At 67.0% G+C, this 6169-nt stretch carries 5 protein-coding genes; 1 reads left to right on the top strand and 4 read right to left on the bottom strand.

Annotation, left to right across the window (positions count from 1 at the left end):
• Positions 1-206: 206 nt before the first annotated feature.
• The 4 genes from ABZX37_RS49155 to ABZX37_RS49140 all read right to left on the bottom strand — a co-directional run bounded on the left by ABZX37_RS49155 (position 207) and on the right by ABZX37_RS49140 (position 4943).
• A complete protein-coding gene (locus tag ABZX37_RS49155; protein WP_344271835.1) occupies positions 207-608 on the bottom strand; it encodes an Lsr2 family protein in 402 nt (133 codons plus the stop codon).
• A 300-nt stretch (positions 609-908) separates the two neighbouring features.
• Positions 909-2534, bottom strand: coding sequence for an alkaline phosphatase family protein (locus ABZX37_RS49150; RefSeq protein WP_354751239.1), 1626 nt, complete (start codon positions 2532-2534; stop codon positions 909-911).
• A 43-nt stretch (positions 2535-2577) separates the two neighbouring features.
• Entirely contained in the window at positions 2578-3777 is a 1200-nt protein-coding gene (locus ABZX37_RS49145) for a Dyp-type peroxidase (protein WP_354751238.1), read from the bottom strand.
• Positions 3774-4943 carry an EfeM/EfeO family lipoprotein gene (locus tag ABZX37_RS49140; RefSeq protein WP_354751237.1) on the bottom strand — a complete coding sequence of 390 codons (1170 nt, stop codon included), beginning with the start codon at positions 4941-4943 and terminating at the stop codon, positions 3774-3776. Before ABZX37_RS49140 ends, ABZX37_RS49145 begins: the two co-directional genes overlap by 4 nt.
• Positions 4944-5252: 309 nt before the next feature.
• On the opposite strand from ABZX37_RS49140, the gene ABZX37_RS49135 reads away from it, so the two are divergent.
• Positions 5253-6044: an SDR family oxidoreductase gene (locus ABZX37_RS49135; protein ID WP_354751236.1), complete on the top strand. Its 792-nt coding sequence runs from the start codon at positions 5253-5255 to the stop codon at positions 6042-6044.
• The last annotated feature ends 125 nt before the right edge of the window (positions 6045-6169 follow it).

Below are 6169 nucleotides of genomic sequence, written 5' to 3'. Positions count from 1 at the left end.
CCTGGCATTGCCGCAGCAGTCCGTGAAGGGCTCCTTGAGGGAATCTGATTCCCTCAAGGAGCCCTTCACGGACGTCTCATCGTCCCGGTGCGGGGAATGCGCTATTCCCCCCCGGACAGCCAGAAGGGCGCCGCCGGAATCCCGGCGGCGCCCTCACCGCTGATGACTAGCCGCGGCCCCCGCGGCACAGCTCCCGAAAAGAACGCTCAGGCGCTGGCCTTCTTGCGCGTCGCGCGCTTGCGAACCGGCTTGGCCGGAGCCTCGGTGTCGCGCTCCTCGTAAGCCTTCACGATCTCGGCCGGGAGCCGGCCGCGGTCGGACACGGTGAAACCGTTGTTCTCGGCCCACTCGCGCATCGCCTTGTTGCGCTCGCGGTCCGCGGCGGTCGAAGCCGGCCGCGGGGCCTGCCCGGCGGCCATGCGGACCTTGCGCCCGCCGACCCGGCGCGAGGCGGCGACGTAACGGGCGAGCTCTTCCCGCAATGCGGCGGCGTTGTCTTCGGACAGATCGATCTCGTAGCTCACGCCGTCGAGACTGAACGGGACGGTCTGTTCGGCGATGCTGCCGTCGATGTCGTCCACCATCTCGACAAGGACTTTTTGCGCCATGATTCGCGTTCCTTCACCTTCTACAGGATGTGCCTCCGATTACCCTATCGTGTCGAGTGAGGGTCCGCGCAGCGCGACTCCATTCCTGTCCGGCGGCCGGTGCTTTCCCGGTCGGTTCCCGAACACCTTCAGTACCCAATCCGCGACTGCGCGCACAGTTCCCGCGCTCTGGAAAATTTCCAGTATCGCGGTATTCGCACGCGGTTTCCCGCTGAGCGGACTGGGAGACCGGCCCCGGAAACGCCCGAAGGCCACCGGGTCGAAACCCGATGGCCTTCGGTCTTCCGCGCGAACCGCGAGCTAGTTCCGCCCGGTCGGCGCACCCGTCTTCGGGTCGAGCGGGAGCTTGCCCGCCTGCGGCCACCAGAAGTTGAACATGTTCCAGAGTCCGCCCGCGCGAGTGTCGAACGAGCCGTCGCCGACCCGGCCGGAGAACCAGTTGTCCTCGATGAACTTCAGCACCGAGGTCTGGTCGGTCCGGGTGTGGTCGACGTAGTTCGGCTTGCTGTAGGGCGAGATGACCAGCAGCGGCAGCCGCGGGCCGTAGCCGCAGCGGTCGGCGTGCCCGCCGAGACCGGTCGGCTTGCCGGTGCAGACGGCCTGGTCCTGCGAGGCGTCCTGAGAACCGTTGACGATCTTCGAGTTCTCGTGGTCGTACCAACCGTCAGAGTCGTCGTACGCGAGCACGATCGCGGTCGAACGCCACTCCGGCGACTGCTGGATCTTGTTGATCTCGTCCACGACGAAATGCTGTTCGTCGAGCGGGTCGGAATAGCCCGCGTGCCCGTCCTGGTACTCCGGCGCCTTGAGGAAGCTCACCGCGGGCATCGAACCGGCCTTGAGCGAAGTGTCGAAGTCGCTCGTGTCGTACTGATGGTTGGCCTGGTCGGTCTGCCCGATCGCCTGCGCCGAGGACGGCGGCAGGTGGTGCGGGTTCGAAGTGGACTTGTAGTACTGGAACGGCTGGTGGTGCGGGCTGTAGTCCACGGAGGACTGATTGCCGATGTTCGCGTGCTTCTGCCCGCAGACCGCGTAGCCGTTCTCGGTGCCGGTCGGCTTGAAGCCGCCCTGGAACCAGCCCCACGTGACGTGCCGGTCGTTCAGCAGGTCTCCGACGTTGCGCCCCTGCATCGCGCCGAGGTTGTCGTTGGCGGTGTGGTTCTTGTCCGAGCAGTCGTCCCACGCCGGGTCCGGGTCGTTGATCACGGTGCCGACGCCGTTCTCGTCCGGCGACGCGACGACGTACGGGTCGCTCTTCGGCTCGTGCGTGACCGGGTCGACCGCCTGGATCCCGTGCGTCTGCCCGGAGATCAGGTTGAGCGCGCCCGGGGTGGACGGGCCGAAGACGGTGTTGAACGAGTTGTCGCCCATCGAGTAGTGCTGCGCGTAGTTCCACATGCCGGTGACGGTGTTGCCGTCGTAGTAGTCCATGACCAGGCCCGGCTCGCCGAACAGCACCGGCTGGCCCTTGCACTTGTCGGTCTCGGTCTTCTCGACGAACTTGTCCATCTTGCCGCCGTTGAACGCGGCCTGCTCGGCGCCGTAGCTGTGGTTCTGGTCGCAGGTGAGCGCCTTGTCCGGCCCGAGCCGCTTCGGGTTGTACGCGTTCGGGTTGTGCGTCAGCAGCTTGTCGTCGAGGCCGTTGACCTTCGGCGTGTGCTTCGCCGCTTGGAACGGCGTGCCGTCCTCGTTGGTGGCGTTCGGGTAGGTGCCGAAGTAGTGGTCGAACGAGATGTTCTCGCCGAAGATCACCACGACGTGCTTGATCGGGGTGAGCGTGGGCAGCCACGACGCGGGCAGCTGGTGCAGCGGCTGGGCCTGCGCGGACGAGGCCGCGGAGCCGGTGACGATCGCGAGCACGGCCGCCGAGACGAGCGCGCCCGCACCGAGCAGGCGACGGCGCCGTCTGCCGAATGCTGTGTCCACTGAGGATTCCTCCTGGTTTCGCGGGTGGGGATCGGGGCGCGCCTCAGGCGAGGAGCGCCCGGCCGAAGTGGTCGCTGGGACCGGTGACGCCGGGCAGCGCGAAGAAATAGCCGCCGCCGAACGGGGAGATGTAGTCGACGAGCGGCTCGCCGATCAGCCGCTTCTGCACCGTCTCGAACTGCCGCTCGAGATCCTGCTGGTAGCAGGTGAAGACGAGGCCCATGTCGAGGTTGCCGTTGGAGTCCACGCCGCGGTCGTAGTTGACCGCGCGGCGCAGGATCCGCTGGCCGTCGGTCTCCGGGGTCCGCGGATTCGCCTTGCGGATGTGGCTGGTGAGCGGAATGACGGTGCCGATCGGGTCGTCGGCGTACTGCGGTTCGTCCTTTTCGGACGCCCCGTCCAGCGGGGCGCCGGTGTCGCGGCGGCGGCCGAACATGTTCTCCTGCTCGGCGATCGAGACCCGGTCCCAGAACTCGACCAGCATCCGGATCAGCCGGATCACCTGGTAGCTGCCGCCGGTCGCCCACGCGGGCTCGCCCGCGCCCGACACCCACACCAGCCGGTCCATTTCGGACTCGCCCGGATTCGCGGTGCCGTCCTTGAAGCCCATCAGATTGCGCGAGGTGCCGGACGGGCGCGAGGGCGAGCTGAACCCGTTGATCTTCCAGCGCAATTGCATTCCGCCGCGAGTCGCGCGGGCCAGATCGCGCAGCGCGTGCAGCACGGTGTCGGTGTCCCCTGCGGACAGCGTGAGCGACAGGTCGCCGTGGCACTGCTGGGCGTCGAGCGCGTCGTTGGGGAACATGGTCATCGGCTTGAGCTTCTTCGGCTTGCGGTCGGCCAGCCCGTAACGACCGTCGAAAAGGGACGATCCGACGCCGACGATCACGCCGAGATCGCTGTGCGGCACCACCGGACCGAGCACCCCGGAGTCTGCGGGCGGGGCGGTGATCCCGAGCGCGGCCGGAGCACCGCCGTTCGTGAGAAACCGCGCGCGGTCGGTGATTTCCTGGAACAGCTCAGTCAATTCGGCGCGGTTTTCGGCGACCACGTCGAAGGACGCGATGATGCTTTGCGCCGGAGGCTGGCGGAGAATCGCGGCCTGTTTGGGGCCGTGGAAGGGAACCGTGGCAGGCGATTCCTCGCTCGCGCTGGCCGTTACTCCGATTCCGGCAGCCGCGGTGATCCCCGCACCCACAACCGTGCGGCGCAGGAAGGACCGTCGGGAGGATTCTGTCGTCACGAGGTCCTCCTCGGCTCCGCGATGGCGGCGATCGGAGCGAGCAGTTCGGTCAATTCACTGACGTCGCCGTTGAGCTTCTGCCGCTGCGGCGCGGACAACTGGCTCACCGGCGTCCACGAGTTGTCCGGCTTCTTGGCGCTGTCGAGAGCGCCTTCGGTGCGCTTCATCCAGCTGTCCACCTTGGACAGTGCCGGATAGCGCGGGGCGAGCACCGGACGCAGGACGTCGAGGACCGCTTGCGTCCCGTCGAGATTCGCCCGCGCGGTGGCGAGATTGGTGCCGCTGCCGTAATCGGTGCGGGCGGTCAGTTCGAATTGCAGGGTGTTCTCCACGATCTCGTGCGCGCGCAGGCCGAGGTCGTTCGGGTTGACCTGACTGTCCGCAAAGGACTTGCGGAGCTTCTGCACGTCGCTGTCCAGCTGATCGGCCACCGGCCCGAGGGCGGCGAGATCTTCGTTGTGCCACAAGCCGGATTCGATCCGGTGGAAGCCGGTGAAGTCCGGGCTCTTGACTCCGTCAGGCAGCCCGTCGGCGGTTCCGTTGATGGCCTTGTCCGAGTCCCCGAAGGCATTGTAAGCCGCACCGAGCCGTTCGTAGTCGAGATGCGCGACAAGCCAAGCGGCCTGACTCGCACCGCGATCGTTGCTCCGAATGGCGTCCTTCAGCTTGCCGACGTCCGCGGCCAACTGGCCGAGCCCTTGCGTCACATGAGCTTGATAAGACTTCAACGGCCCGAGCAGATCATTCTGCGTCACCGGCGCGACACCGGGACCGCGTTCGGCACCACCGCTCACCTTGACCGTTGGCCCGACAATCGCCGACGAATCCTCAGGGAGGCAACGGAATGCGTAGGTTCCATTGCCGAGTGTGACCTGCATGGGTCGAACAGTTCCGCTGCCGAGCCCTTCGACCTCGCCGTAAACCACACCGGTCGCCGGATCGATCAAATCCACCTCGGCAGTCACGGTTCCGGTGTTGCGCAGGTGAAAGGTCTGAACCCCAGGCCGCGGATCCGCCCAGCCCTGCCCGCAGGCCGACCGGGAGATCTGGATCTCCGGGTCCTGCGCCGAAGCCCCGTCCGGCCAGACCGCGAACGCGATCCCCGCCGCCACGACCGCAACCGCGACCCCACCGCCGATCCAGCGGGCGCGCACAGACCCCGGCACTTTTTCCTCCAGCCACACGTTCGGACTACCGGGACGGAATTATGCGTGCGGAAAGTGAAGAAACCCTGGTCGAGAACGTCGCCCACCCGGGAATTCACCAGGACTTCAACCAGGCAACGGAAGAAGCCGGACATAGCCGCCAAAGCGTGTGGTAATGGGCCGCCCGATTCGCCGGATATGACACTTTCGCTCACCGCGCCCGCGCAGGGGAGGTCTCCCAGTGCCTGTATCGCCAGGGTCTCCCAGCCGCCCGGGAATCCCGTCAACCTGGGTCAGCACTTGCTTCCCCGACAAAAGGAACGACGACCCATGGTGGGCACTCACGCAGACCTGTTCGATCTGAGCGGAAAGTACGCGCTCGTCACCGGCGGCACCAGAGGCATCGGAATGATGATCGCGCGCGGCCTTCTGCAGGCGGGCGCCCGCGTCATCGTCAGCTCACGCAAGGCGGACGCGTGCGCGGAAGCACAGCGTCTGCTGTCCGAATTCGGCGACGTTCAAGCAATCCCCGCCGACCTGTCCCGCCGCGACGAGTGCCAGCGCCTCGCTGAACTGGTCACCGCCGATTCGGGACGCCTGGACATCCTCGTCAACAACGCGGGCGCGATGTGGCGCGAGCCGCTGGAGACGTTCCCGGCCGAGGCCTGGGACGCGGTGCTCGACGTCAACCTCAAGTCGCCGTTCTGGCTGGTGCAGGCACTGCTGCCCGCACTGCGGAGGGCCGGTGCGGCCGATGATCCCGCGCGGATCATCAACATCGGCAGCATCGCCGCCATCCACGTCGCCGCGGCACCCAACTACTCGTACGCCAGCAGCAAAGCGGCGCTCCATCAACTCACCAGGGTGCTCGCGCGGGAACTGGGGCCCGAGCACGTCACGGTGAACGCGGTGGCTCCCGGAGTGTTCCCGTCGCAGATGATGGCGGCCACGATCGATGCCATCGGCGACACGATCGCGGCGAAGACCCCGCTGCGCCGCCTCGGCCGCGACGACGACATGGCAGGCGTCGCCGTATTCCTCGCCAGCCGGGCCGGGTCTTACCTGACGGGCGCCATCGTCCCGGTCGACGGCGGGACCGCCACAACCGCCTCGGGCACCTAAGTCTCAGTGCGAGGGACTCAAGGCGGCTTGATGGGTGTGGTGGGCCGCGGGAGCGGGGTTTGTGGTCCGTGAGGGGAACCCTGAGGGAAAAGAATACAGCAGCGTTGCCCCCCAGGACATTCGGA

This window comes from Amycolatopsis sp. NPDC004079 (assembly GCF_040610415.1).
Lineage (GTDB): Bacteria > Actinomycetota > Actinomycetes > Mycobacteriales > Pseudonocardiaceae > Amycolatopsis > Amycolatopsis halotolerans.
Note: the sequence above shows the minus strand (reverse complement) of the source record. Positions and strands in the feature narration are given on the sequence as shown.

What these genes read in the sequence shown, in the direction of transcription:
- ABZX37_RS49155 (WP_344271835.1), bottom strand. Translation starts at nt 608, where the DNA reads ATGGCGCAAAAAGTCCTTGTCGAGATGGTGGACGACATCGACGGCAGC.
- ABZX37_RS49135 (WP_354751236.1), top strand. Translation starts at nt 5,253, where the DNA reads ATGGTGGGCACTCACGCAGACCTGTTCGATCTGAGCGGAAAGTACGCG.